Origin of the sequence: Nitrosomonas sp. (assembly GCF_022842015.1) — a bacterium.
Lineage (GTDB): Bacteria > Pseudomonadota > Gammaproteobacteria > Burkholderiales > Nitrosomonadaceae > Nitrosomonas.
On record NZ_JALHQJ010000049.1, the window covers coordinates 1 to 24,975 of the forward strand.

Consider the following 24,975-nt stretch of genomic DNA (forward strand, 5'->3'; position numbering starts at 1 on the left):
CGGTAGAAAAAGTAGAAAATGGAACCAAATTGGTGAGTGAGGCAGGCAAGACTATGGAAGAGATTGTTGCTTCTATTAAACATGTTGCTGAAATTATGTCGGAAATCACAGCGGCTTCACAAGAGCAGAGCTCAGGTATCGCACAGGTCAATCAAGCAGTTACACAAATGGACGAAGTTACGCAACAAAATGCTGCGCTGGTGGAAGAGGCTGCAGCATCTGCGGAATCTCTGGAAAATCAGGCTAAAGATCTGACTGGAGCAATTTCTATATTTAAGGTAGCTCAGATTACAGGCAATGCGGCAACAATTCAAAAATTCACTGCCAATAAGTCAAATTTACGAAAAAACAAGGTTATTTCAGTAGTAAGAAACAACGATTTTCAAACCAAAAAGGCTGTTAATGGTGATAGGGAGCGTTGGAATGTGTTTTAAGGAAAATAAAAATGCTTCAGCACAAATAAGTCACGCTATTCCTGCCACGAATATAGCAGGGTAGTCTATTTCGTTGCTTTGTTCAAAGCACTGCCACGTGGCTATTTTTAGAGTGGATTATTTAATCACTTTTTCTCCAACATGCTCTCTACAAAGTTTTATCATAAAGATCCCTCGCCGTAAGGAGCGGGGGATCAATTATTTTTCAATGTACTTTTTGAGTCAATATGTACGCTTCAAGGTCAGGAGAATAAAGTCCATTTAATCTGCTTGTCTTCTTAAAAAAGCAGGGATATCCATCGGATCTACGCCGGATTGGCGCATGGCTGCCACCGTAGCATTGCTTCTTCTGCCTGTGCGCATCACTGCAGGTTCTTCAGTAGAAAAAATTGAGTCTCTGTCATCGGTTCCAGTACGAGAATGGATAACGGTTAAAGGAGAGTTTTGGTTCTGAGTAACAAGACTACCCAATCCGGTAGCAACCATCGTCACACGCAAATTGTCGGTCATATTTTCATCGATAACTGTTCCTACAATAATCGTTGCGTCTTCTGCGGTTAAATCTTTAATTGTATTCATTACTTCATGTACTTCGCGCATTTTCAGTGATTGACTGGCTGTTATGTTTACCAAAATACCGCGCGCTCCTGATAGAGAAATATCTTCAAGCAATGGGCTGGAAACGGCACGCTCTGCAGCGACTCGTGCACGATCAACACCCATCGCTATCGCCGAGCCCATCATGGCCATGCCCATTTCAGACATGACAGTTCTGACGTCGGCAAAATCAACGTTTACTAAGCCCGGACAATTAATAACTTCTGCGATTCCGGCTACGGCGCCGTGAAGCACGTCGTTGGCTGCTTTGAATGCGTCCAGCATGGAGATGTCATTGCCCAGCACCATCATGAGTTTGTCATTTGGAATTACAATTAATGAATCAACATGTTGTGATAGTTCATCCATGCCTGCCTTAGCTGCAACCAGACGTTTTCCTTCAAATGAAAAGGGTTTGCTGACAACCGCTACAGTTAAAATACCCATTTCTTTCGCAACTTGCGCTACAACCGGTGCGGCACCCGTGCCCGTGCCGCCGCCCATACCCGCAGTAATAAACAGCATATCTGCGCCTTGTATCAGCTCAGCAATACGATCACGATCTTCAAGTGCAGCTTCGCGTCCTATTTCAGGATTCGCGCCTGCACCCAGCCCTTTGGTAATTCCTGTGCCTAATTGTAATATCGTTGGTGCTTTATTAGTTTTCAATGCCTGTGCATCAGTATTCATACTGATAAACTCAACGCCTTGCATACCATTTTGGATCATATGATCCACAGCATTGCTGCCGCAGCCGCCAACACCAACGACTTTGATGATCGCTTCTTGAGTATCGTTATTCATGATTTCGAACATATTGTTTCTCCTTTAGTACATTGAAATAAAGCTTCCTGACTGTTGATACAACTCTTGAGATTGCTGATTAAAAGTTTCTTTGGAACCACCCCTTCATACGGGATAAAATCTGCTTGGCAGAGCCTCCCTGTAATCTTGAACTATGTTGATGCTGCATCTGCTGCATACCCGCCAGAATTAAACCAATTCCTGTCGAATATCGAGGTGTATGGATGACTTCCCTTAGATTACCGTGATAGTTGGGCAATCCTTGCCGCACAGGCATATGGAATATTTCCTCACCCAATTCCACCATCCCGCGTAGCGAAGCAGATCCTCCGGTTATTACGATGCCCGATGAAAGTAGCTCTTCAAATCCGCTCCGACGAAGTTCAGCTTGCACTAAAGAATAAAGCTCTTCAGCGCGTGGTTCTATCACTTCTGCCAAAGTTTGTTTGGAAAGCTGGCGCGAACCACGATTCCCCACGTCTGGAACTTCAACCATTTCTTTGGTGTCTGCAAGACTCCTCAATGCGCAGCCGTAGCGGCATTTGATATCTTCTGCACTCTTAGTTGGCGTACGTAATGCCATCGCGATATCATTAGTTATTTGATCACCTGCAATTGGGATAACTGCAGTATGCCTAATCGCTCCGTGCGTAAATACCGCAATATCCGTTGTTCCGCCGCCAATGTCGACCAAACATACCCCAAGGTCTTTTTCATCCTCAGATAATACGGCCATTGCTGATGCCAATGGCTGTAATATCAGATCGCGAACTTCTAAACCGCATCGATGCACACATTTTACGATATTCTGGGCAGCCGAAACCGCGCCTGTCACAATATGCACTTTTACTTCCAAGCGTATGCCGCTCATGCCCACCGGTTCGCGTACATCTTCTTGGCCATCGATAATGAATTCTTGATTCAGTACATGTAGAATTTGCTGATCAGCAGGTATATTGACGGCTTTTGCCGCTTCCATTACCCGTTCTACATCTTTTTCGGTGACTTCCTTGTCCTTGATAGGCACCATACCATTTGAATTAAAGCCCTTAATGTGGCTGCCGGCTATTCCGGTATATACTTCATGAATTTTGCAGTCCGCCATTAATTCTGCTTCTTCCAGCGCACGCTGAATTGCATTGACGGTTGTTTCGATATTGGCCACAACGCCTTTCTTTAAACCGCGTGAGGGATGGCTACCTAATCCGATAATCTCGATCCCTCCCTCAGGAGTGACTTCTGCGACAATAGCGACAATTTTAGATGTGCCAATATCAAGTCCGACGATCAGATTTCTATTGTCTCTCGTTTTATTCATCTAAATTCCATCTCACGTTTCTCTCTTAGTAGCGGATTTATGAGGCTCTCCTCGTTGCATCGTTTCGGGCATGCGGATAGCAAAACCATTGGGGTAGCGCAAATCAACATATGCCAGTGGTTCTTGTTGATTTAGCCGAGCAATGCTGTGGTTATATACTGAAACATAACGAGTCAACCTCTCTTCTATCTCGTTTCGCCCCAATTCCAATACCGTCCCCGTATTCAACTGAATGCGCCACGCGTAACGCTGTGTCAACATGACTTGTGCAATGTGTTGCCGCAGAGGCGCTAATATCTGATTAAAACGTCTATATTGCTGCGTTACCTCATGAGCACTGGCTTCATTGGGTCCAATAAAGACTGGCAAATCAACATCAGCGGTAACCCGAAATACTTCGCCATGCGTGTTCACCAGTGCATGACTGCCCCAATAGGCTAATGCTTGGTGCTCTTCTAGCATTACATTTAATCCGTGAGGCCATTCCCGATTTACTCGTGCATCCCGTACCCATGGTAATTTTACAAAAGCTTCGCGAACTGCGGTTAAATTAACTGAAATAAAATTTCCTTCAACTTCATTTTGCACGAGATTTTCTATCTGTGCGTGAGTAACATTTAGTAATTGCTTGTTATTTTTTTCTGCTCCCTGAGCAACCAGTACATTAATTTCTTTTATCGGGAACAGCGGTGGCCTGATTAGCTGCAAACTGATTCCATACAAAAAGACCATTGCTACCAAAGCAAACAATAACTTGGCTAACAAATCTAGCGCATGATGATTATTCCACATGGGTTAAATCCAATATTCTCATTACGAGGTCTTCAAACGAAATTCCCGCGGTCCTAGCTGCTATAGGAACCAGACTATGGCTGGTCATGCCCGGAGACGTATTCGCTTCGAGAAAATAAAACTGTCCGGTTTGCGTCAAGATTAAATCAACTCTACCCCAACCTTGGCAGCCCAGTACCTTATAAGCCCGCAAGGCTTGTGTCTGAATCTCGGTTTCTAATTCAGCCGGTAAACCGCTGGGACAGTAATATTGGGTATCGTTCGATACGTACTTTGCCTGATAATCATAAAGCTCGCCCGTTATTTCTATTCTCACTATTGGCAAGGGCGTTTCGCCCAGAATGGCGACTGTTAATTCCTTTCCTACGATGAATTCTTCGGCAAGCACCAAATCATCATACTGTGACGCTAATTGATAAGCCGGCAGTAGATCATTCTTGTGATTCACCTTACTCAAACCAATTGTCGAACCCTCTCGCACTGGCTTCACGATGAGCGGTAATCCCAGTGACTCGGAAACTTGGTCAAAATTACTGTCGGCTTGTAATAGTACATACCGTGGTGACTGGATGCCGACTGCCTGCCATAATAATTTAGTACGCCATTTGTCCATTGCCAGGGCACTGCTCATGACCCCACTGCCAGTATAAGGTAATCTCATCCACTCCAGTACACCTTGAATAGTTCCGTCTTCGCCAAAACGTCCATGCAGTGCGATAAATGCACGATTAAAGCCTTGCCGTAACAGATCTTCAAGTACTTGCTCCGCCGGATCAAATGAATATGCAGTTACGCCGTTTCGAATTAGCGCGTCTAAAACGGCTTGCCCACTTTGCAAAGAAATTTCACGCTCCGCGGATCGACCGCCAAGCAGAACAGCTACTTTGCCAAAGTTGTGCGTCATCACTATGTCAGTCTCCTGACATCGCCAATGATCCGGACTTCCTGGATCAACGTGATACCCGTTGCTTTCTTAATTCTGCTTTGTACCATTAAGATCAAGGCTTCAATATCCGCTGCGGTTGCATTGCCCAAGTTAACAATAAAATTAGCATGCTGAGGTGATACCATCGCACCGCCAATACAACACCCTTTCAATCCATTCGCTTCGATTAGATGCGCCGCATGGTCTCCCGGCGGATTGCGAAATACCGAACCCGCATTGGGTTGGTTGAGCGGCTGACTTGCAGCGCGTTGTGTCAGCAATTGCTTGATTCGTTGTTGCGATTCTGTTTGCTCTCCCTGAGGTAATCGAATATATCCACCTGCGAACCATTCCATTTCTTTCACACCAGACGATTGAGGTTGCAGCTTTACGCTGCGATAGCCGACTACGTACTCGTCGGGTGCGCGGAAAAGAATTTGCCCTTTACGATCGACAACTTGTACTCGCTCAATGAATTCCCAGGTCTCTGATCCATAGCACCCGGCATTCATGGCCAACGCTCCACCCAACGTGCCTGGTACCCCGGCCAGAAACTCCGCACCGGCTAAATGATTCTTGGCAGCAAACCGCGCCACTTTTGCGCAGGCCACACCGGCACCTGCGTAAATGAGTCCATCGGATTGATTGTGCTCAATCAACTGCAAATCATTTAATTGAGCATGCAGTGCTATGACGATACCTTGTATTCCACCATCTCTTACCAGCAAATTGCTGCCCAATCCAATCACATAAATAGGCTCGTGTGGAAATTGTCGTAGGCAATTCGCAAAATCTTCCAAGTCTGCAGGTACATAGTAACGTTGTGCATTGCCGCCTGTGCGCCACGAAGTATGTCGGCTCATGGGCTCATTGACACGCATTTCTCCACGACCTGTCACAGAAATATCCATTTCAACAGGTACCAGGCCTGTTGCCGGTGCGCTTATTCTTGTGTTTTCTGTCAAGCCGATCATTACTCATTGGCCCTCAATAATCATTACCATTGACTACTATTAATTTGCTTTTCATTTGTGCAATATGTGGAGCAACTTTTGCCACTGAACCTGCTCCCATCACCAAGACAATGTCGTTATTTTCCACAACATCGAGTATGGCGATTGACAGGTCATCAACTTCTTCAATATAAATGGGCTCCACTTTTCCCAGCACCCGGATTGAACGAGCCAATGATTTACTGTCCGCAGCAACAATAGGATCTTCACCTGCGGGATACACTTCTGTTAATAACAGCACGTCAGCCTGTGATAAAACTCTAGTAAAATCCTCAAACACATCTCGAGTCCGCGTGTAGCGATGCGGTTGAAACGCAATGACTAAACGTCTGCCTGGAAAAGCACCTCGCGCTGCTTTCATGGTTGCTTCCACTTCTGCTGGGTGATGGCCATAATCATCAATCAATGTAAAGCTCTTTTGCATTGATAATCTGATTTCTCCAAACTGTTGAAAGCGTCTTTCCACACCTTTGAATTCCGCTAGTGCTTTGACTATGGCAGCGTCGGGCACACAAATTTCATTAGCAACCGCAATCGCTGCCAAGGCGTTTTGTATATTGTGCAATCCGGGCAAATTCAACGTGACATCCAGTCTGCGGGCCGAGCCATTTACGCCGATTACCGCAGTAAATTTCATTTGATGATTGCTATGCTGAATATTGGTAGCACGAACTTGTGCATCTTCGGACAAACCGTAGGTGGTAATAGGCTTTGTAATCGATGGCATTACTTCACGTATATTGGCATCATCAATGCAAACCACGGCCATGCCATAAAAAGGCAAGTGTTGCAGGAATTCTACAAATGTTTGTTTTAATCTATTAAAATCATAGCCATAAGTTTCCATATGGTCTGCGTCGATATTTGTCACGACTGCAAGCACCGGTTGTAGATACAAAAATGAAGCATCGGATTCATCCGCTTCGACAACAATGAATTCGCCGCTACCCAATTTGGCATGGCAACCTGCCGCTTCGAGTTTTCCGCCGATAACAAATGTAGGATCCATATCAGCTGCGGCAAGAATACTTGCGATTAAACTGGTCGCGGTGGTTTTGCCATGGGCGCCTGCAATCGCGATACCGGTGCGTAACCTCAGTAATTCTGCCAGCATTAAGGCACGTGGAACCACTGGGATATTTTTGTTTTTGGCTGCGATCACTTCAGGATTGTCGGATTTGACTGCAGTTGAAGTAACGACAACGTTCGCACCTTTAACTTGCTCACTCGCATGGCCCACATAAATCTTTATGCCGAGATTGGCCAAGCGCTGAGTAACTAAATTATCCACCAAATCGGAACCGCTGACTTGATATTTCATATTGACGAATACTTCGGCAATCCCACTCATGCCCGCACCGCCAATACCGACAAAATGAATATGTTTGACTTTATGCCTCATCCAATGCTCCGCTTAGTTCAATACATGCTTCAGCTACTACCCTAGTTGCTTCCGGTTTTGCTCGGCTGCGCGCTGTTATCGCCATCTCGAGCAATTTCTCGCGTGATAAATCCGCCAGCAAATCTGCTAATTTCTTTGCGCTCAAGTCGCGCTGATGAATTAACACGGCAGCCCCGTGGTCAGAAAGGAATCGAGCGTTATGGGTTTGATGATCATCTACTGCGTGAGGATAGGGCACTAAAATGCTGGCCACGCCTGCTATACTTAATTCTGCAACGGTCAATGCACCAGCACGACACAATACTAAATCACACGTCGCGTACCGATTAGCGATGTCATCAATAAACGCAATTACTTCAGCATCCATCTGTAGATCGCCATACATTTGCTTAACCGAATTCAACTGTGTTATGCCAGCCTGATGCACTACCTGCGGGCGAAGATTTTCAGGGATTAATTTCAGTGCCTCCGGCACAATAGTGTTTAATATTTGTGCGCCCAAGCTACCGCCCACAATCAATAAATTCAATTTTCCTTCCCGACCTGAAAATCGTTTTTCAGGAGCTTCTATCAGCATAATTTCAGACCGCACTGGATTGCCTGAATAGATAGATTTTTCTTTGTTATTTAGAATTGCATCCGGAAAGCCCAGAAAAATCCTATCTGCCAGTTTTGCCAGGATTTTATTGGTCAAACCGGGTATCGAATTTTGCTCATGAATGATTAACGGTTTATTCAGTAGCGATGCCATCATGCCACCCGGAAAAGCGGGATACCCTCCCATTCCTAGAATCACATTAGGCTTCACATTTCTAATAATTTTGACACTTTGCAGAAATGCCTTTACTAAACGCAGTGGCAGCATTAGCCAAGTAAATAAGCGTTTACCGCGCAGCCCTGAAAAGCTGATCACCTCAGTTTCATAGCCGTGCTGTGGTACCAGCTTTAATTCCATGCCCGATTCGGTTCCAAGCCATACTACGCGCCATCCCAGTTGCTTAAGATAATCAGCGACGGCCAATCCCGGGAAAACATGCCCTCCCGTGCCGCCCGCCATGATTAGGATGGTCTGCTTACTCATGCGGTAAGTCCTCGCAGGCGCCGACGATTCTCCCAATCAATCCGCAATAAGACTGCCAAAGCAAGGCAACTCGCGGTGATACTACTGCCGCCATAACTTAGCAGGGGTAGCGTTAACCCTTTTGTGGGTAAAACACCCATATTCACGCCCATATTGATCAGTACCTGAACGCCAATCCAGACGCCGATCCCCTGTGCCACCAAGGCTGAAAAGGGATGCTCTAGTTTTGCTGCCAGCCGACCAATAACAAATGCGCGTGTGATAAGCCACATAAATAAAATGATCACTACGGCTACGCCAGCAAACCCAAGTTCCTCTGCCAGCACGGAAAGTAAGAAATCTGTATGCGCTTCGGGTAAATAGAACAGCTTTTCTACACTGCCGCCTAAGCCGACACCGAGCCACTCACCGCGTCCGAATGCGATCAATGCGTGGCTTAACTGATACCCTTTGTCATATGGGTCAGCCCAAGGGTCCATAAATGCAACAATTCGACCTAATCGATATTCTGATCTAATAATTAATTGGTATAACCCAATTGCCAGGATACCAATGAGTCCGATAAAAATTTTTAAACTAGCCCCTCCCAGAAAAAGGATTGACATGACTAAAGCTGACACTACAAAAAATGCTCCAAAATCTGGCTCCATTAACAATAAAAACCCTACTATGGATAATACAATGGTTATGGGGAAAAATCCTTTTAGCAGAGAATTCAAATCAGCTGCTTTCCGATTCACATAATCAGCGGCATACAATACCATGAAGAATTTTATGTATTCAGAGGGTTGAATATTTACCACGTAGAGGGATATCCAGCGCTGGCTACCATTGACTTCATGGCCAATACCTGGCACCAGAACCAGTATCAGCAATAAAACGCCAATCATGAACAGGTATGCAATATATTTCTGCCATACCTGCATAGGTACTTGAAAAGCAATTAATCCCATGATCAATCCCAGACCCAGATAAGCACTGTGTCGCCACAAATAGTACCCGGCGCGATCAGGTCCAAACTGAGCCTCTGCAATTGCGATCGAAGCAGAATAAACCATGACTAAGCCAATACTCAGCAGTAGCAGGGCAGACCAGACTAAAGTCAGATCAAAATCGGCCACGACCCTCGGTTTTTGATTGATTGCCTGATAAATCATCATCACTTAATGTTTCTTTTGTCCAAAATTAAAAAACTTATTTTCAATATCCTTAACAGCAGCCACGAATACCTCGGCACGATGAATATAATTTCTAAACATGTCGAAACTGGCACATGCCGGTGAAAGCAACACCACGTCACCCATTTGTGCTAACAGAAAGCTTTTCTGCATGGCTTCTTCCATGGTGGTTGCAAAATGCAAAGGAATACCACAATCTTTCAATTCGTTGGCAATGATTCCTGCATCGCGTCCAATCAACACCACCGCACGGGCATTCTCAGCAACTGCCCGCCGTAAATGTGAAAAATCCTGTCCCTTGCCATCACCCCCTGCAATCAAAATGACATTCTGTTTCATCCCATTTAATGCCGCGATGGTAGCGCCCACATTCGTGCTCTTGGAATCGTCGAAGAAGGTAACGCCGTTAAAAGCCGCGACCTTTTCCATCCGGTGCGGTAAGCCGCGAAATTCCCGTAATGCTGATAACAGGGGATCAATGGCGATATCTAATGCACGGCACATAGCTAGCGCTGCCAGTGCATTAACAGCATTGTGCAGTCCATTAACTACAAGCTCAGAGGTCTTTAATAAGCGGCTATTGCCTTCCATTAACCATCGATCGTCATCCTCATGCAAGATGCCGAAATCGGCGAGAGTGGGTGGCGCATCCCAGCCAAATGTAATTTGCTTGCCATCAGCCAATGCCATCTCACTGATTCTGGAATCATTTCGATTCAAGATTTGTTTGCATACACTGCCTTGCTCATGCTGAAAAATTCTTGTTTTTGCAGCGACATAATCTTGCATGCAAGTATAGCGATCCAAATGATCCTCACTCAGATTCAGCACTGTTGCTACATCGGCGTTCAAATTGTGAGTTGTTTCCAATTGAAAGCTGGAAGTTTCCAATACCCATGCCTGCGGCCAATTTCCAGCATCCATCTGCTCCATTAACGCATTCAGAACTGCGGGGCCGATGTTGCCGGCTACTGCCACATTCCAACCGCATTTTCTCAACATAGCTCCGACCATTGACGTTACTGTTGTCTTTCCATTCGATCCAGTGATCGCAAAAACCTTAGGTTTTGGTAAATGATGTTGCTCAAGTGCCCAAGAAAAAAGTACCAGATCTCCAATGACGGGTATACCCTGTCGAATAGCCTGCTGCACGCAGGGATCTGCTACTGGAACCCCTGGGCTTATTGCGATCATTTCTATGCCATCTAAAATTTTGGCTTCAAATTTCCCCATGCAAGCGTGTACTTCAGAAAATTTTTCCATCATCTCTTTCCAAGCTGGCGGCTCCTGTCGACTGTCGGCAGCGCGAACTTTTGCGCCTTGGCGAACAAGCCATTTCACCATTGATAAGCCTGTCTCACCCATTCCCAATACCAGTACTGCTTTATCTTGCAAGTTCATCTTAATTTTAATGTTGATAATCCAATTAAAACCAGGATAAAGGTAATAATCCAGAATCTGACTACCACCTGATTTTCTTTCCAACCTTTTAACTCATAGTGATGATGCAGCGGCGCCATGCGAAAAACTCGCTTGCCCAGTAACTTGAAAGAGGCTACCTGCAACATCACGGATAAAGCCTCCATCACAAAAACGCCGCCCATTATGATCAGCACAATTTCCTGGCGCACAATCACAGTAACGACTCCCAACGCTGCACCCAATGCCAGTGCACCTACATCACCCATAAATACTTCAGCGGGATATGCGTTAAACCACAGGAAGGCCAAGCCTGCGCCCGACATAGCACCACAAAAAACAGCCAATTCTCCTGCATTGGGGATATAGGGAATTCCAAGATATTTTGCAAAAACGATATGCCCGGCCGCATAAGCAAAAATTGCAAGCGCACTACTGATCATCACTGTAGGCATGATAGCCAAGCCATCCAAGCCATCGGTTAGATTCACCGCATTGCTGGTGCCGACGACAACAAAGTAGGTCAAAACTACAAAACCCGCAAACCCCAATGGAATCGCAACTTCCTTAAAAAATGGCACAATCATGTCAGTTTGTGCTGGAACTTCCGCAGTTGATGCCAAATAGATTGCAACAACAAAAGCAATGACCGATTGCCAAAAGAATTTGGCTTTTGCTGAAAGCCCTTTAGGGTTACGATGAACCACTTTGCGATAATCATCGATCCAGCCAATTACTCCAAATCCTAGCGTCGTCAGCAGCACCACCCAGATATATCTATTGCCCAAATCGGCCCACAGCAGAGTAGTCAGCACGATTGACATCAGGATTAAGGCACCGCCCATTGTTGGCGTACCCATTTTTACTAAATGAGTTTGTGGGCCATCATCTCGAACCGACTGCCCGATCTTATAGGCAGTCAATTTTCGTATCATCAGGGGGCCAATAATGAAAGAAATTACCAGCGCGGTAAGCGTCGCCATGACGGTACGCAACGTGATATAGCTGAATACATTAAAAGCGCGTATATCCTGTGCCAACCATTGAGAGAGCGCTAGCAACATGAGAATTCCTCGGGTTGTTCCAGCTGCTTCACTACACGCTCCATTTGCATGAAGCGCGATCCTTTCACCAGCAAAGTGACATCATCGGCGAGCAAACTTTTCGTGACATTCAGTAACTCATCAATGGAATTAAAGTGCCGTGCGCCTTGGCCAAATTCTTCTGCAGCGTAAGCACTTAATTCGCCCAAAGTGAATAATTGATCTAGTCCCGCTTTACGCGCATCTCTACCGATTGTACGATGTAAATCAATCGCTAATTTACCTAATTCGCCCATGTCCCCCAATACCAGTATTTTCTTCCCTTCAGCCGCAGCCAACACAGCTAAAGCAGCTCGAACCGATTCTGGGTTTGCGTTGTAAGTATCATCGATAAGCAGCGCATGATGTAAGCCGCATTTTTTTTGTAACCGTCCTTGTACGCATTGGAAGCACTCGAGGCCGGCTGCAATCCATTCTTTTCTGATGCCAAGAGTCCAAGCGACAGCCGCCGCAGCCAATGCGTTATAAATATTGTGCACCCCTGGTGCCTGTAGCTTCACTTCGACGCTACCATCAGGGAATTTCAATTGAATCTTATTGGCCAACCGATCCAGCTGGAACACAGCATTTATCCGTGCATTTTCTGTTAAACCAAAATCTATAATTTCTCTTGCACCGACACATTCACGCCATAATGACGCATACGGGTCATCCGCATTAAAAATCGCCGTTCCGGATTGATCTAAACCGATGAAAATTTCTGCTTTAGCACGCGCTACAGCTTCGACTGAGCCCAATCCTTCAATATGCGCAGTCCCTGCATTAGTGATGACTGCAATATTTGGCCTGGCTAATTGAGTTAGATAAGCAATTTCTCCGACATGATTCATGCCCATTTCAATTACCGCATACTGATGCTGCTGCCGTAAGCGCAATAGCATCTGCGGTACGCCGATATCATTATTCAGATTACCTTCGGTAGCCAATACACATTCTGACGGCTCTTTGATTGCTGTATCACTGCTTGCTGCTACACGTAATATGGCCGCAATCATTTCCTTAGTTGTTGTTTTACCATTACTACCAGTAATACCAATCACAGGTATCGAAAAACGGTTGCGCCAGTACGCCGCCAGCTCTCCTAAGCCCAATCGCGTATCCTTGACCCGAATCAGGGGGAAATCAACGGATAAATGTTCGTGTTTAGAATTTTGTTGAAGCATTGCTGCCACCGCGCCTTTTTCCTTGGCATTGGATATAAATTTACCGCCATCAAATCTGTCGCCAATTAAAGCCACGAAAAGCTCGCCTTGCTTAAGCGTTCGGCTATCAGTGCTGACTCCGTTAAAATGCACATCCGGTCCGCTCCAGTCAGCATGTAGTATTTGTGCGGTTTCCTGCACCATCATCATTGCTGCGCCCTAACTTTCAAAGGCAATTCCTTCAAAACCTGTTGTACAATTTCAGCGTCGCTGAAAGAAATTTTTTGTCCTTTTACTTCTTGAAATTTTTCATGGCCCTTACCTGCAATCAACACAATATCGCCACACTGCGCATTAGCGATTGCTTGGTAAATTGCCAGCGCTCGATCAACTTCTATTTGGTAATTTTCTTCAACTGTGCCCGCGGCAATATCTTTAATAATACGTAGAGACTCTTCTGAACGTGGATTGTCACTGGTGAAAATAACTTCATCGGCCAAACGTGTCGCAACTTCTCCGATCATCGCCCGCTTTCCTTTGTCCCGATCGCCGCCGCAACCAACAACACAAAATAGCCGCGCATCCCGGCCCTCGACACGGAGAAGCTCACGCAAAGTACACAGTACTTTCTCTAATGCATCCGGCGTATGTGCGTAATCAACGATAATAGTCGGTCGATTGCGTTCGTGGTATTTTTCCATCCTTCCTGGAATGGATTGCACACTTTGCAGCGAACGAACCGCATCCGGCAAACGAATGCCGCTGGCTAACAGGGCTGCAGTGACTGCCAGCAAGTTGGATGCATTGAACTTACCCAGTAAAGCGACTCTTAAATGTTCGTGGTTGTCCTCAAATTCAATATCAAACTCCATACCATGAATATCTAATTTTAGATTTGAGCCGTGAACCATTTTAAAGTGCTTTGAATCGTGTTCTTCAGGGTGACGAAATCCGTAACCAATTATTCGGGTGGATTTATTGATAAGTTGTCGCGACAATTCGACGCCCAGAACGTCATCCATGTTAACCACGGCGTATTTTAATCCCGGCCAAAAAAACAGGCTTGATTTGGCTGCCGCATACGCATCCATATCTTGGTGATAATCCAAGTGATCTCGGGACAAGTTGGTAAGCACGGCCACAGAGAATGTTGTGCCGATGACTCTTCCTTGTACCAGTCCATGTGAAGACACTTCCATGGCAACGCTCTTAGCGCCTTCATCGACGAATTTCTTCAGTGAACGCTGCAATACCGTGGCATCAGGCGTTGTGTTTTCTGAAGCTTGCAGATCTCTGATAAAACCGCTTCCCAGTGTTCCCTGCACAGCCGTTTTATACCCCAAATTTACCATGGCTTGAGCATACCAATGACTACAGGATGTCTTGCCATTCGTGCCGGTAATTCCTACCACCCACAATTTTTGAGAAGGGTGATCATAGACATAACTGGCAATCAATCCCGTTTTCATTTTGAGATCATCTACCGCTAATGCGGGGATATGCCATTCAGGTTTCCATACAAAATTCCGTGGATCCCACAGAATTGCATTGGCGCCTGCAGCGATCGCTTGTGGAATAAATTTGCGCCCGTCAGTTGTATCCCCTGGGTACGCCAGAAAGGTATCTCCCGATTTTATCAGGCGACTATCTGCTACCAGATTTTCAATTGCAACACCCAAATCCTCCAGCAAATGGAAATCAAGACCTTTTGATTTTTTCCTTTTGGTAGTCATCAGGCTCACCCTTCATCCCCCATTTCTGGTGTTGCGGTAAAGGTCATGACATTATTAGCCGGAGCATCGGGTGGTATATTCAAAATGTGTAAAGCGCCGGACATGACTTTGTTGAAAATGGGAGCGGCGACTGCACCGCCGAAATATTTTCCTGCTGATGGTTCATCGATCATCACGGCAATGATAAAACGCGGATTCGATGTCGGCGCATATCCCACGAATGTTGAGATATAGCTTTTGCTGGCATACTGTCCGTCGATCAGTTTATGCGCTGTCCCTGTTTTGCCGGCAACACGGTAACCATTAATTTGCGCCAATGGCGCCGTTCCTCCGGGTTGGGTCGCCATCTCCAGCATGCGACTCATTGCCCGCGCAGTATTGTGTGAAATTACGCGCTGCCCCATGACGGGTACATTTTGTTTCAGCAAAGAAACGGGTTTTAATTCGCCACCGCTGGTAAAGATCGTATAAGCTCGCGCCAATTGGATTAAGCTGGTGGATATGCCATGCCCATAGGACATGGTTGCCTGCTCGATAGGACGCCATCTATTATAAGGCCGCAGTATTCCGCTGGCTTCACCAGGGAAACCTGAGTTGGTCAGAGCACCGAATCCTGCGCGATTAAACATTTCCCACATCGTTTGTGGTTCCATTGATAGCGCAATTTTTGCCGTACCTACGTTACTCGATTGTTGAATGATCTCGGCAACGGTTAATTCTCCTTTGTTGCTAACGTCTCGTATGGTTTTTCTTCCCACTTGCCACGATCCAGGCGCAGTCTGCAGGATCGTATTTGAATTCACTTTTCCGACTTCCAGTGCAATTGCCACTGTAAATGGTTTCAACGTCGAGCCGGGCTCGAAAGTGTCAATCAATGCCCGATTGCGAAGTCTTTCATTATTGATGGTAGATCTTCTGTTTGGGTTATAGGCAGGCCAATTGGTAAGTGCCAATATTTCTCCTGTTTGCGCATCCAGAACTACGATACTGCCTGCTTTTGCTCTATTAGCCAGTACCGCTTGCTTCAATTCCGCATGTGCACGATACTGAATTCTTCTATCAATCGATAAAACCAAATCCTGTCCCGGCCTAGGAGAAAGAATACTTTCGACATCTTCATCAATAATCTGGCCTTTGTTGTTCTTGATCACCCGGCGGCGACCCAGTTCCCCGGCAAGCGTTTCATCCCAACCACGCTCAACACCTTCCTGGCCTTCGTCATTGATATTGGTAAAACCCAGCACATGCGCGGCAAATTCGCCTTCTGGGTAATATCGCTTGGATTCACTGGTTAAATAGATACCCTTGATCTTGAGTTGCATGATCTTTTCAGCGATATCCGGCACGATTTGTCGCTTTAGATAAACAAAGCGCCTATTTTCCTTGGTAAGAAGCGCATTGATATCGGTACTATTCATCTCCAGCAAAGTAGCCAATTGCTGCAGCTTTTCGGGTTTAATATCCACCACTTTCGGGTCAGCAAATATGGAAGCTACAGGTGAACTGATCGCCATGATATGACCATTCCGATCGGTGATCATCCCCCGATCTGCATTCATTTCCAATACTCGGCTATAGCGCGATTCCCCTTTCTTTTGCAAGAAATCGTTGTGCATTCCCTGGAGATAGGCGGCACGTACCGCTAAACTGATTAAACCCAGCACCAACATGCCAAATAGCAGCATGGAACGCCATGCCGATAGTTTGAGTTGCGGTAACACTGGCTTAATCATGGTTTCACGCTCTCCGCATTCATTTCATTCTCTGCTGTATTGATCGATACAATTTGTATGCTAGAAGCGGCTGGCACCATCATGTTCAAGTGTTCCATTGCAATCCGTTCTATGCGTCCATGCATAATCAAAGTGCTCTGCTCCAATTGCAGTCTTCCCCATTCCACTTCCAACTTCTGTTCTATGCCTTTTTCTTTCTCCAATGCCATGAAAAGTTTCCGTACCGTATGCTGCGAGGTCACCACGCCCAATGCGCATACAATTAGTACCAGAATAATGAAGATATTCAATTTGAACACTCTATTTACCCGTTGTTTAACTGGATTCTTTCGGCCACGCGCATCACTGCGCTTCTTGACCGAACATTCTCGGACACTTCCAGCTCATCTGAACGAATTGCCCGGCCCACCAACCGCAATGTTTGCTTGCTGAATCGTTGCAATTCTTTTTCCCGTATTGGCACCCCGCGGGGCAGGTCGTCAGTGCTGGCTGCTGCTCGGATAAATTGCTTCACCATCCGATCCTCCAGAGAATGAAAACTAATTACTACCAATCGTCCACCCGGCCTCAATAAATCCACGCATTGCGGCAAGACCAGTGCCAATTCCTCAAGCTCCTGATTGAGATAAATCCGTATCGCCTGGAAAGTGCGCGTCGCCGGATGACGTTTTTTTTCTCGCTGTCGTGTACGAACGACTGCTGCGACAATCTCAGCAAGTTGTAGCGTAGTAACAATAGGTTGCTGCGCTCTTGCCGCAATAACCGCTCGTGCAATCTGTCTAGCAAACCGTTCTTCGCCATACTCTTTAATTACCCATTCCAATTGATCTTCTGCTACGGTTGCCAACCACTCTGCTGCTGTCTGTCCACCGCTAGTATCCATGCGCATATCGAGCGGCCCCGCTGACCGGAAGCTGAATCCGCGCGCAATTTCTTCCAACTGCGGTGACGACACACCTAAATCCAGCAGTACGCCGTCAATTTGCGAAATTCCCATAATCTGCAGAATCTCCCGCATTCTGGAGAAACCGCTATGGCGCATACAAAATCGTTTGTCCGCAATTGCTTCGCCCGACAATACCGCTGCGGGATCTCTATCCAGTGCAATGAGCCGACCACGCTCACCCAAACGCGACAGGATCAGTCGACTGTGTCCGCCGCGTCCAAACGTTGCATCCACATAAACCCCATCCGGTTTTAGCGCCAACGCATCAACGGCTGCGTGCAATAACACCGGAATATGCATCTATTTCTTTTTACCCCATCAATTACAGCGAAAATCCTTCCAATTCAGACGGCATATCGCCATCCTTAAATGCCAGTGCAGCTTCAATTTGTAAATTCCACTGCGTTTCATCCCACAGCTCAAACTTCGTGCCCTGCCCAACCAAAACCACATCTTTGGACAGGCCGGCAAATTGACGCAGCGGTGACGATATTAGAATACGGCTGGCATTATCCATGTTGGTATCGTAAGCATTACCCACCAACAATCTTTGCAAGCTACGGGTTGTTGGGTTAAAACTGGCAAGATTATTGAGTTTTTGTTCTATCGGTTCCCAGGCTGGCTGAGGATAAATCAACAAACACTTTGAAGGATCAACAGTTACTATCAAGTGTCCTGAGCAGGAAGATTCTAGTTCGTCACGGTATCTTGCGGGTATCGCAAGCCTACCTTTTGTATCCAGACTGAGCTGCGTGACGCCACGAAACATGCTGTCTCCTCATATAACGGGGAAAATTAATCGAGGCACACCAAATTTCCCCACATTCTCCCACCACTTCCCACTTTAATCAATAAATTCTCGATAGTCAAGTAAGAAATTGGGTTTTTATAGTTATATGACAAAGACTTAAATGTGTAGTCAATTACAGTAGAGTAGGTAGTAAATTATTCAAAGAAATAAGATAGATAGAAGAAAAACCAGAAGTGCATTATCAATTTTACTGCGATAATGATTCCAATGAAGCTGTATTTGCATGTAAAAATTACGCATTCGCTTTAATTAATTTTCCCGCCTCATTACAAATATGACACCCGAGTACTGGACACAAGCAACACAGGAACTAGCCGCCTGCGATCAAGTTATGCTGCAATTGATTCAGCAGTTTGAGGGCGCCACGCTGACTTCGCGCGGTTGTGCTTTTACCACGCTGGCGCGCTCCATCGTCGGACAGCAGATTTCCGTCAAAGCCGCCGAAAGCGTGTGGCAAAAAGTCATCCGCGCAATTCCTGACATCGAGCCGTGCACGGTCGCTGCAAAAGAACCGGATTTATTACGAGCCTGCGGACTTTCCGCAAGAAAAATAACTTACCTGCAGGACTTGTCACGGTATTTTATGGAAGGAAATTTGAACGAAACCAGTTGGAACAGCATGGACGATGAAACCATCATCACGCAATTGAGTCAAGTAAAAGGCATTGGACGCTGGACTGCGGAAATGTTCCTGATTTTTCACTTGCAACGCCCGGATGTGCTGCCGCTCGATGACATTGGCCTGCAGCGCGCGATTAGCTTGCACTACTTCGACAAACAAAGCATTGACAAGAAAACCATGATCGAACTCGCCCAGCCCTGGCAACCTTGGCGCTCGGTTGCGACCTGGTATTTGTGGCGCAGTTTGGATCCGTTGCCGGTCGAATATTAAGGGGCATTTGAACAATCGTCCAACTGCCATTCCGTGCGCGGCGAGAAATCTATATCATTTTCTGGCAATTGCAATCCAGTTTAATGAATCGGGCAAGAAGGTTGCAAAACCACAAGACCTAAGGTCTTCTTCAGTCCAATGTGATCGATGATTTTCCAAAGGGTTGGCGGCCACTTCTTGCTCGCAAAATTCTTTAGGCGTACTGATAAGTACAGAACCTTTGCACACTCGCAAGCATTGTTCCAGAAAATACTTTCCTGGATTTTTATCCAAGTGCTCCAGTATATCAATGGCAATCACAAGATCGTAAGCATCATCCGCCAAAGATGGAAGCAGGATTAAGGCATTGCCGATCATCAAATTGTTATAGGCATATTCGTGCACAGGGGTCGCATAGCCGGGATACCCTTCGATGCCATCAATTTTAATTTTCCATTGATCCCGATTCCGTTGCCTTGCAGTCGCACCATTAATCTCAAACAGATTGATATTCTCTAAATTTGTACGCAACAAAAAGCCATACTGACCCATACCAACGCCGACATCAAGAATGGACTGAGGATTTCGTTGCTCTGCAAAGCCAATAATGGCGCTGAGTTGACTGCTATTGCTAAATGGCATATCGGTCTCTTATTTAAAAAGCCGCTAGATTAACAGATTCTTTCTGCCAGGATCATTTGTTTGAAAATCGCGCTACTGATCTCAGACGATTGGTTTAACGGCACGGTATAACGCAATTGTGCCCGCAACGGTGCGATGATGCGTAATCGCTTCAACCGGATGGAATCCGGCATTTGTCATAAAAACCGGCAACAGCCCCAGAACATTATCGTGTATCTCTTCAAACCAGCGCATTAACCAGGAAATCAACCACATGCCGAAATCATGCGGTTTGCCGAAATCCACCACATGCAACGTGCCGCCGGGTTTCAGTACGCGTAATGCCTCCCGCAGCATGTGTTGCTTGTCTTGCCGTGTCAAATGGTGCAGCAACAGGCTGGCGCACACATGGTCAAGGCTTTGGTCCGGATAAGGCAAACTGGTGGCTGTACCCTGTTGCCACAGAATGTTTTGTCCAGCCTGCCTGGCTTTTCGTTGCGCAATCTGTAGGATTTTAGCGTCGATATCCAATCCATGAATGACAACATTCGGATGGGCCTGCTTGATCAGTAATGTCAGCGTACCCGTGCCGCAGCCCACATCCAGCACGGTTTGTTCAGGCTGAATATGGGCCTGCGCAATCAAGTTTGCATGAATCCCCGATTCTGGGAAAAACCACCGCATCATGGGATCGTACCAGCGCGTCAGCCAGTGATAATGCAAGGCCGGGATGTAACCGGAGTGTTTTTTCATGATGATAAACTTTTCATTTTTACCTTTTTATCCTAAAAATTGCGTAAGGGGAATCAACTACCATCCCCAGCATACACTGTCCACGCGACCAATATTTGATCGAAAATCCATAGTGATAGCCAATTTGAAACTGATATGCTTTAATCCTCAAATAGCTGGGTCTTGCAGCTTATCAATAAAATAAAATAACAATCCCACAAGCATGAGCGACAAAAAAAGCTTTTCCGAACGCGATATCTGCACCAAATATATCACCCCTGCGCTGGTGCAAGCCGGATGGGATCTGCACCGCCAGATCCGGGAAGAAGTGAGCTTCACCAAAGGCCGCATTATCGTGCGCGGAAAATTACATGCACGTGGCGAGCAAAAACGCGCCGACTATATTCTGTATTACAAATCCAATATTCCACTGGCCGTGATTGAGGCCAAGGAAAACAGTTGCAGCATGGGGGCCGGTATGCAACAAGCTTTAAATTATGCCGACACGCTTGGCGTACCTTTTGTATTCAGCTCCAATGGTGATGGCTTTCTGCTGCATGACCTCACCGGACTGGCAGATCGGATCGAACAGGAACTGGCGCTGGATGAATTTCCATCCCCTGCACAACTGTGGCAACGCTACTGCCAGTGGAAAGGATTGGAAACAGCCGAAGCACGCCACACGGTCGAAATATCGTACTTTGATGACGGTACCGGTCGTGCGCCACGTTACTACCAGGCCAATGCCATCAACAACACTGTGGAAGCGGTAGCGAAAGGCCAACAGCGCATTTTATTGGTCATGGCCACCGGCACGGGTAAAACGTACACAGCATTTCAGATCATCTGGCGGCTATGGAAATCCGGCGCAAAAAAACGTATCCTGTTTCTGGCCGATCGCAATATCCTGGTCGACCAGACCAAGAATAACGATTTCAAACCGTTTGGCGCGGCCATGACCAAAATCAGCAAACGCCAGATCGACAAAAGCTACGAGATTTACCTATCGCTGTATCAGGCTGTAACCGGCAGCGAAGAAGAACAAAACATCTACAAGCAATTTTCACCGGATTTTTTTGACCTGATTGTGATTGATGAATGCCATCGTGGCAGCGCAGCGGAAGATTCTGCCTGGCGAGAAATCCTGGCGTATTTTTCCGCAGCCACGCACATCGGTTTAACCGCCACGCCGAAAGAAACCCGAGATGTTTCCAGTATTCATTACTTTGGTGAACCCGTTTACAGCTATACGTTAAAACAGGGCATAGAAGACGGTTTTCTGGCGCCTTACAAAGTCGTGCGTATCGACATCGACAAGGATTTGCAAGGCTGGCGGCCCAGCAAAGGACAGACCGACAAGCATGGTGAGTTGATTGAAGACCGTATCTACAACTTGAACGACATGGACCGTACGCTGGTACTGGAACAACGCACTGAACTGGTGGCGCGGAAAATTACCGAATTCTTGACGGCAACAGACCCCTATGCCAAAACCATCGTGTTTTGTGACGACATCGACCACGCCGAGCGCATGCGCCAGGCGTTAGTAAATCTCAATCCTGAAGAAGTGAAAAAAAACCGCAAATACGTGATGCGCATTACCGGCGATGACATCGAAGGCAAGGCTGAACTGGATAATTTTATCAATCCGGAAGAACGCTACCCGGTAATCGCCACCACATCCAAGCTGATGACAACCGGCGTCGACGCCCAAACCTGCAAATTGGTGGTGCTGGATCAGCACATCAGATCGATGACCGAATTCAAACAAATTATCGGACGCGGCACCCGCATTAACGAGGAATATGGTAAGTTCTGGTTCACCATCATGGACTTCAAGAAAGCCACAGAATTATTCGCCGATAAGGATTTCGACGGCGAACCGGTGGTAATTTATGAACCCAAAAGCAATGAGTGTCCCGTGCCACCCGATCAGGAATACGGTGTGCCATTTGACGAATCAGGCAACCCACTTCCCCCCTTAGAAAAAGGGGGGATCGAGGGGGGATTAGAACCATTCGACACCCACCGAGTGAAATACGTCATGGGCGATGTCACCGTGCATATTATTGCCGAACGGGTGCAATACTACGGACCGGAAGGCAAGCTGATTACCGAATCCCTCAAGGACTACACGCGCCACACGGTACGCAAGGATTATGCCTCGCTCGATGAATTTCTGCAGCGCTGGAGCCAGTCCGAACGCAAGGCCACTCTTTTGCAGGAGCTGGAACAACATGGCGTATTGCTGGCGCCCCTGGCTGACGAAGTGGGCAAGGATTTTGATGCATTCGACCTGATCTGCCATGTCGCCTTTGACCAGCCACCGCTGACCCGTCGCGAACGTGCCGAAAATGTGAAGAAACGCAACTACTTTGCCAAATACAGCGAACAAGCACGCCAGGTATTGGAAAGTTTGCTGGATAAATATGCCGATACCGGCATAGAAAACATCGAAGACATCAAAATCCTCACGCTCGACCCCTTCAAAGACATGGGCACGGCCAATGAATTGGTGTCCATCTTTGGCGGCAAGGCCGCCTACTTGAAAGCGCTGCATGAGCTGGAACAAAATCTTTACGCCTGATTGAACATGAACCTAAAACTAAAACAATTTAACGAATGAGCATTTCCTCCACGATCAAATCAATCCAGGACATCATGCGCAAGGATGTGGGCGTCGACGGTGATGCCCAGCGCCTGAGCCAGCTGGTATGGATGTTGTTTCTGAAAATTTTTGACGACCGCGAAAATGAGTGGGAGCTACTGCAGGACGACTACCAATCGCCGTTGCCGGAACCCTACCGCTGGCGCAACTGGGCCGCCGATGCCGAAGGCATGACCGGCGATGCGCTCAAGCAATTTCTCGATAACGATCTGTTTCCCGCTTTGCAGCAACTCGAAGCCAAAGGCGGCGATCAGCGCGCCTATGTGATCCGCTCGGTATTCGAAGACGCCTACAACTACATGAAATCCGGCCAACTGATCCGGCAGGTGATCAACAAGATTCAGGAAGGCGTGGATTTCAACAAGGCCCAGGAACGCCACCTGTTCGGCGATATGTACGAACAATTGCTACGCGATTTACAGGCAGCCGGAAACGCAGGCGAGTTTTACACCCCGCGTGCAGTCACCGAATTCATGGTACGCAGGGTCAACCCGCGTCTGGGCGAGAAAATCATGGACCCGGCCTGCGGCACCGGCGGTTTTCTTTCCTGCACCATCGAACACATGCGCAAGCAGGATGTAAAAACGGTGGAAAACGAAGCGCAACTGCAGGCCAGCATTTTCGGCATCGAGAAAAAACCGTTACCGCATCTGCTGTGCACCACCAACATGATCCTGCATGGCATCGAAGTGCCGAGCAATATCCGTCACGATAATTCGCTGGCGCGACCGCTCATTAGCTGGTCACCCAAAGAACGCGTCGATGTGGTCATCACCAATCCGCCGTTTGGCGGTATGGAAGAAGACGGTATCGAAACCAATTTCCCGACGGCGTTCCGCACGCGCGAAACTGCCGATCTGTTTTTGGTGCTGATCATGCAACTGCTCAAGCCCGGCGGCCGCGCCGCACTGGTTTTGCCCGATGGCTTCCTGTTCGGTGAAGGCATCAAAACGCGCATCAAGGAAAAACTGCTGCAAGAATGCAACCTGCACACCATCGTGCGCCTGCCCAACGGCGTGTTCAGCCCGTACACCGGCATTAAGACCAATCTGCTGTTTTTCAGCAAAGGCACACCCACTGAGGAAATTTGGTTTTACCAACACCCGTACCCGCCCGGGGTGAAAAGCTACAACAAGACTAAGCCAATGAAGATTGAAGAATTTGATGCCGAGGCTGCTTGGTGGGGCAGGGAGGAAGACGGTTTCAAACAACGCGTGGAAAATGAATACGCCTGGAGAATCGATCTGGCAGACATTCAGGCACGCAACTACAACCTCGACTGCAAAAACCCGCATATTGGGGAACTTGAAATTCACGACCCGGACGTGCTGCTGGCGCAATATCACGCCATGCAAAATGACATTGCTACTCTACGCAGCCAGCTAAAAAACACACTAGGCGCAGCATTAATATCTTCAATCGACCAAGGTAGGGCACAAAAGTCCCCCCCTTTGAAAAAGGGGGACTAGGGGGATTATTATGCAACCCTACAAACCAATTCTGAAACCCTTCGCCCGCAACCTGCGCAGCAATATGACCGATGCTGAACAATTGCTCTGGTCAAAATTGCGCCGCAAGCAAATTCTAGGCGTGCAGTTTTACCGCCAGAAGCCCTTGGCCAACTACATCGTCGATTTCTATTGCGCAGCAGC

The 24,975-nt window shown here is 47.0% G+C and carries 23 protein-coding genes; 5 read left to right on the forward strand and 18 right to left on the reverse strand.

The genetic code is table 11. The annotated features are described in order from the left end of the window. Positions 1–434: methyl-accepting chemotaxis protein (locus Q0C11_RS10015; protein ID WP_293007544.1), on the forward strand; the 434-nt coding region annotated here is incomplete at its 5' end. Positions 435–695: 261 nt separating this feature from the next. Here Q0C11_RS10015 and ftsZ read toward each other — a convergent pair. The 16 genes from ftsZ to mraZ form a co-directional block, all read right to left on the reverse strand. Next, a complete protein-coding gene (ftsZ, locus tag Q0C11_RS10020; RefSeq protein WP_293007546.1) occupies positions 696–1,847 on the reverse strand; it encodes a cell division protein FtsZ in 1,152 nt (383 codons plus the stop codon). Between the two features lie 67 nt (positions 1,848–1,914). Further along, a complete protein-coding gene (gene ftsA, locus Q0C11_RS10025; RefSeq protein ID WP_293007548.1) occupies positions 1,915–3,153 on the reverse strand; it encodes a cell division protein FtsA in 1,239 nt (412 codons plus the stop codon). Positions 3,154–3,165: 12 nt separating this feature from the next. Then, entirely contained in the window at positions 3,166–3,945 is a 780-nt protein-coding gene (locus Q0C11_RS10030; protein ID WP_293007550.1) for a cell division protein FtsQ/DivIB, read from the reverse strand. Further along, positions 3,935–4,852 (reverse strand): D-alanine--D-alanine ligase, encoded by a 918-nt coding sequence (locus Q0C11_RS10035; protein WP_293007552.1) that lies wholly within the window; start codon positions 4,850–4,852, stop codon positions 3,935–3,937. The genes Q0C11_RS10030 and Q0C11_RS10035 overlap by 11 nt, the downstream gene beginning before the upstream one ends. Further along, positions 4,852–5,844, reverse strand: coding sequence for a UDP-N-acetylmuramate dehydrogenase (gene murB / locus Q0C11_RS10040; protein WP_293007554.1), 993 nt, complete (start codon positions 5,842–5,844; stop codon positions 4,852–4,854). The genes Q0C11_RS10035 and murB overlap by 1 nt, the downstream gene beginning before the upstream one ends. Before the next feature lie 13 nt (positions 5,845–5,857). Beyond that, positions 5,858–7,285 carry a UDP-N-acetylmuramate--L-alanine ligase gene (gene murC / locus Q0C11_RS10045; RefSeq protein WP_293007556.1) on the reverse strand — a complete coding sequence of 476 codons (1,428 nt, stop codon included), beginning with the start codon at positions 7,283–7,285 and terminating at the stop codon, positions 5,858–5,860. Next, the gene (murG, locus tag Q0C11_RS10050) at positions 7,275–8,366 is read right to left on the reverse strand and encodes an undecaprenyldiphospho-muramoylpentapeptide beta-N-acetylglucosaminyltransferase (RefSeq protein WP_293007558.1); all 1,092 of its coding nucleotides are present in this window, start codon (positions 8,364–8,366) and stop codon (positions 7,275–7,277) included. The genes murC and murG overlap by 11 nt, the downstream gene beginning before the upstream one ends. After that, the gene (gene ftsW / locus Q0C11_RS10055; protein ID WP_293007585.1) at positions 8,363–9,523 is read right to left on the reverse strand and encodes a putative lipid II flippase FtsW; all 1,161 of its coding nucleotides are present in this window, start codon (positions 9,521–9,523) and stop codon (positions 8,363–8,365) included. Before ftsW ends, murG begins: the two co-directional genes overlap by 4 nt. A gap of 6 nt (positions 9,524–9,529) precedes the next feature. Then, entirely contained in the window at positions 9,530–10,945 is a 1,416-nt protein-coding gene (gene murD, locus Q0C11_RS10060; RefSeq protein ID WP_293007587.1) for a UDP-N-acetylmuramoyl-L-alanine--D-glutamate ligase, read from the reverse strand. After that, on the reverse strand, positions 10,942–12,027 hold the full coding sequence (mraY, locus tag Q0C11_RS10065; RefSeq protein ID WP_293007560.1) for a phospho-N-acetylmuramoyl-pentapeptide-transferase: 1,086 nt from the start codon (positions 12,025–12,027) through the stop codon (positions 10,942–10,944). The genes murD and mraY overlap by 4 nt, the downstream gene beginning before the upstream one ends. Then, positions 12,018–13,418, reverse strand: coding sequence for a UDP-N-acetylmuramoyl-tripeptide--D-alanyl-D-alanine ligase (murF, locus tag Q0C11_RS10070; protein ID WP_293007562.1), 1,401 nt, complete (start codon positions 13,416–13,418; stop codon positions 12,018–12,020). Before murF ends, mraY begins: the two co-directional genes overlap by 10 nt. Beyond that, positions 13,415–14,941 (reverse strand): UDP-N-acetylmuramoyl-L-alanyl-D-glutamate--2,6-diaminopimelate ligase, encoded by a 1,527-nt coding sequence (locus Q0C11_RS10075; RefSeq protein WP_293007564.1) that lies wholly within the window; start codon positions 14,939–14,941, stop codon positions 13,415–13,417. The genes murF and Q0C11_RS10075 overlap by 4 nt, the downstream gene beginning before the upstream one ends. A gap of 5 nt (positions 14,942–14,946) precedes the next feature. Further along, positions 14,947–16,674, reverse strand: a complete 1,728-nt coding sequence (locus Q0C11_RS10080; protein ID WP_293007566.1) for a penicillin-binding protein 2 — start codon at positions 16,672–16,674, stop codon at positions 14,947–14,949. Then, a complete protein-coding gene (ftsL, locus tag Q0C11_RS10085; RefSeq protein ID WP_293007568.1) occupies positions 16,671–16,973 on the reverse strand; it encodes a cell division protein FtsL in 303 nt (100 codons plus the stop codon). Before ftsL ends, Q0C11_RS10080 begins: the two co-directional genes overlap by 4 nt. A 5-nt stretch (positions 16,974–16,978) precedes the next feature. After that, positions 16,979–17,920 (reverse strand): 16S rRNA (cytosine(1402)-N(4))-methyltransferase RsmH, encoded by a 942-nt coding sequence (gene rsmH, locus Q0C11_RS10090; protein WP_293007570.1) that lies wholly within the window; start codon positions 17,918–17,920, stop codon positions 16,979–16,981. A gap of 22 nt (positions 17,921–17,942) precedes the next feature. Continuing rightward, on the reverse strand, positions 17,943–18,389 hold the full coding sequence (gene mraZ, locus Q0C11_RS10095) for a division/cell wall cluster transcriptional repressor MraZ (RefSeq protein ID WP_293007572.1): 447 nt from the start codon (positions 18,387–18,389) through the stop codon (positions 17,943–17,945). Between the two features lie 316 nt (positions 18,390–18,705). Between mraZ and Q0C11_RS10100 the strand changes: the two genes are divergently transcribed. Then, positions 18,706–19,323 carry a DNA-3-methyladenine glycosylase gene (locus Q0C11_RS10100; protein ID WP_293007574.1) on the forward strand — a complete coding sequence of 206 codons (618 nt, stop codon included), beginning with the start codon at positions 18,706–18,708 and terminating at the stop codon, positions 19,321–19,323. A gap of 54 nt (positions 19,324–19,377) precedes the next feature. Here Q0C11_RS10100 and Q0C11_RS10105 read toward each other — a convergent pair whose 3' ends face one another. Both Q0C11_RS10105 and Q0C11_RS10110 read right to left on the reverse strand, forming a co-directional pair. Then, positions 19,378–19,944 (reverse strand): class I SAM-dependent methyltransferase, encoded by a 567-nt coding sequence (locus tag Q0C11_RS10105; protein WP_293007576.1) that lies wholly within the window; start codon positions 19,942–19,944, stop codon positions 19,378–19,380. 81 nt (positions 19,945–20,025) lie between these two features. Continuing rightward, complete coding sequence (locus Q0C11_RS10110) at positions 20,026–20,676, reverse strand: class I SAM-dependent methyltransferase (protein WP_293007579.1); 651 nt, start codon at positions 20,674–20,676, stop codon at positions 20,026–20,028. Positions 20,677–20,878: 202 nt separating this feature from the next. On the opposite strand from Q0C11_RS10110, the gene hsdR reads away from it, so the two are divergent. The 3 genes from hsdR to Q0C11_RS14705 all read left to right on the forward strand — a co-directional run. Continuing rightward, entirely contained in the window at positions 20,879–23,242 is a 2,364-nt protein-coding gene (hsdR, locus tag Q0C11_RS10115) for an EcoAI/FtnUII family type I restriction enzme subunit R (protein WP_293007581.1), read from the forward strand. A gap of 35 nt (positions 23,243–23,277) precedes the next feature. Beyond that, positions 23,278–24,792 carry a class I SAM-dependent DNA methyltransferase gene (locus Q0C11_RS10120; RefSeq protein ID WP_293007583.1) on the forward strand — a complete coding sequence of 505 codons (1,515 nt, stop codon included), beginning with the start codon at positions 23,278–23,280 and terminating at the stop codon, positions 24,790–24,792. Between the two features lie 10 nt (positions 24,793–24,802). Next, positions 24,803–24,975, forward strand: a 173-nt coding sequence (locus Q0C11_RS14705) for an endonuclease domain-containing protein (protein ID WP_367273748.1), incomplete at its 3' end; no start/stop codon positions are given.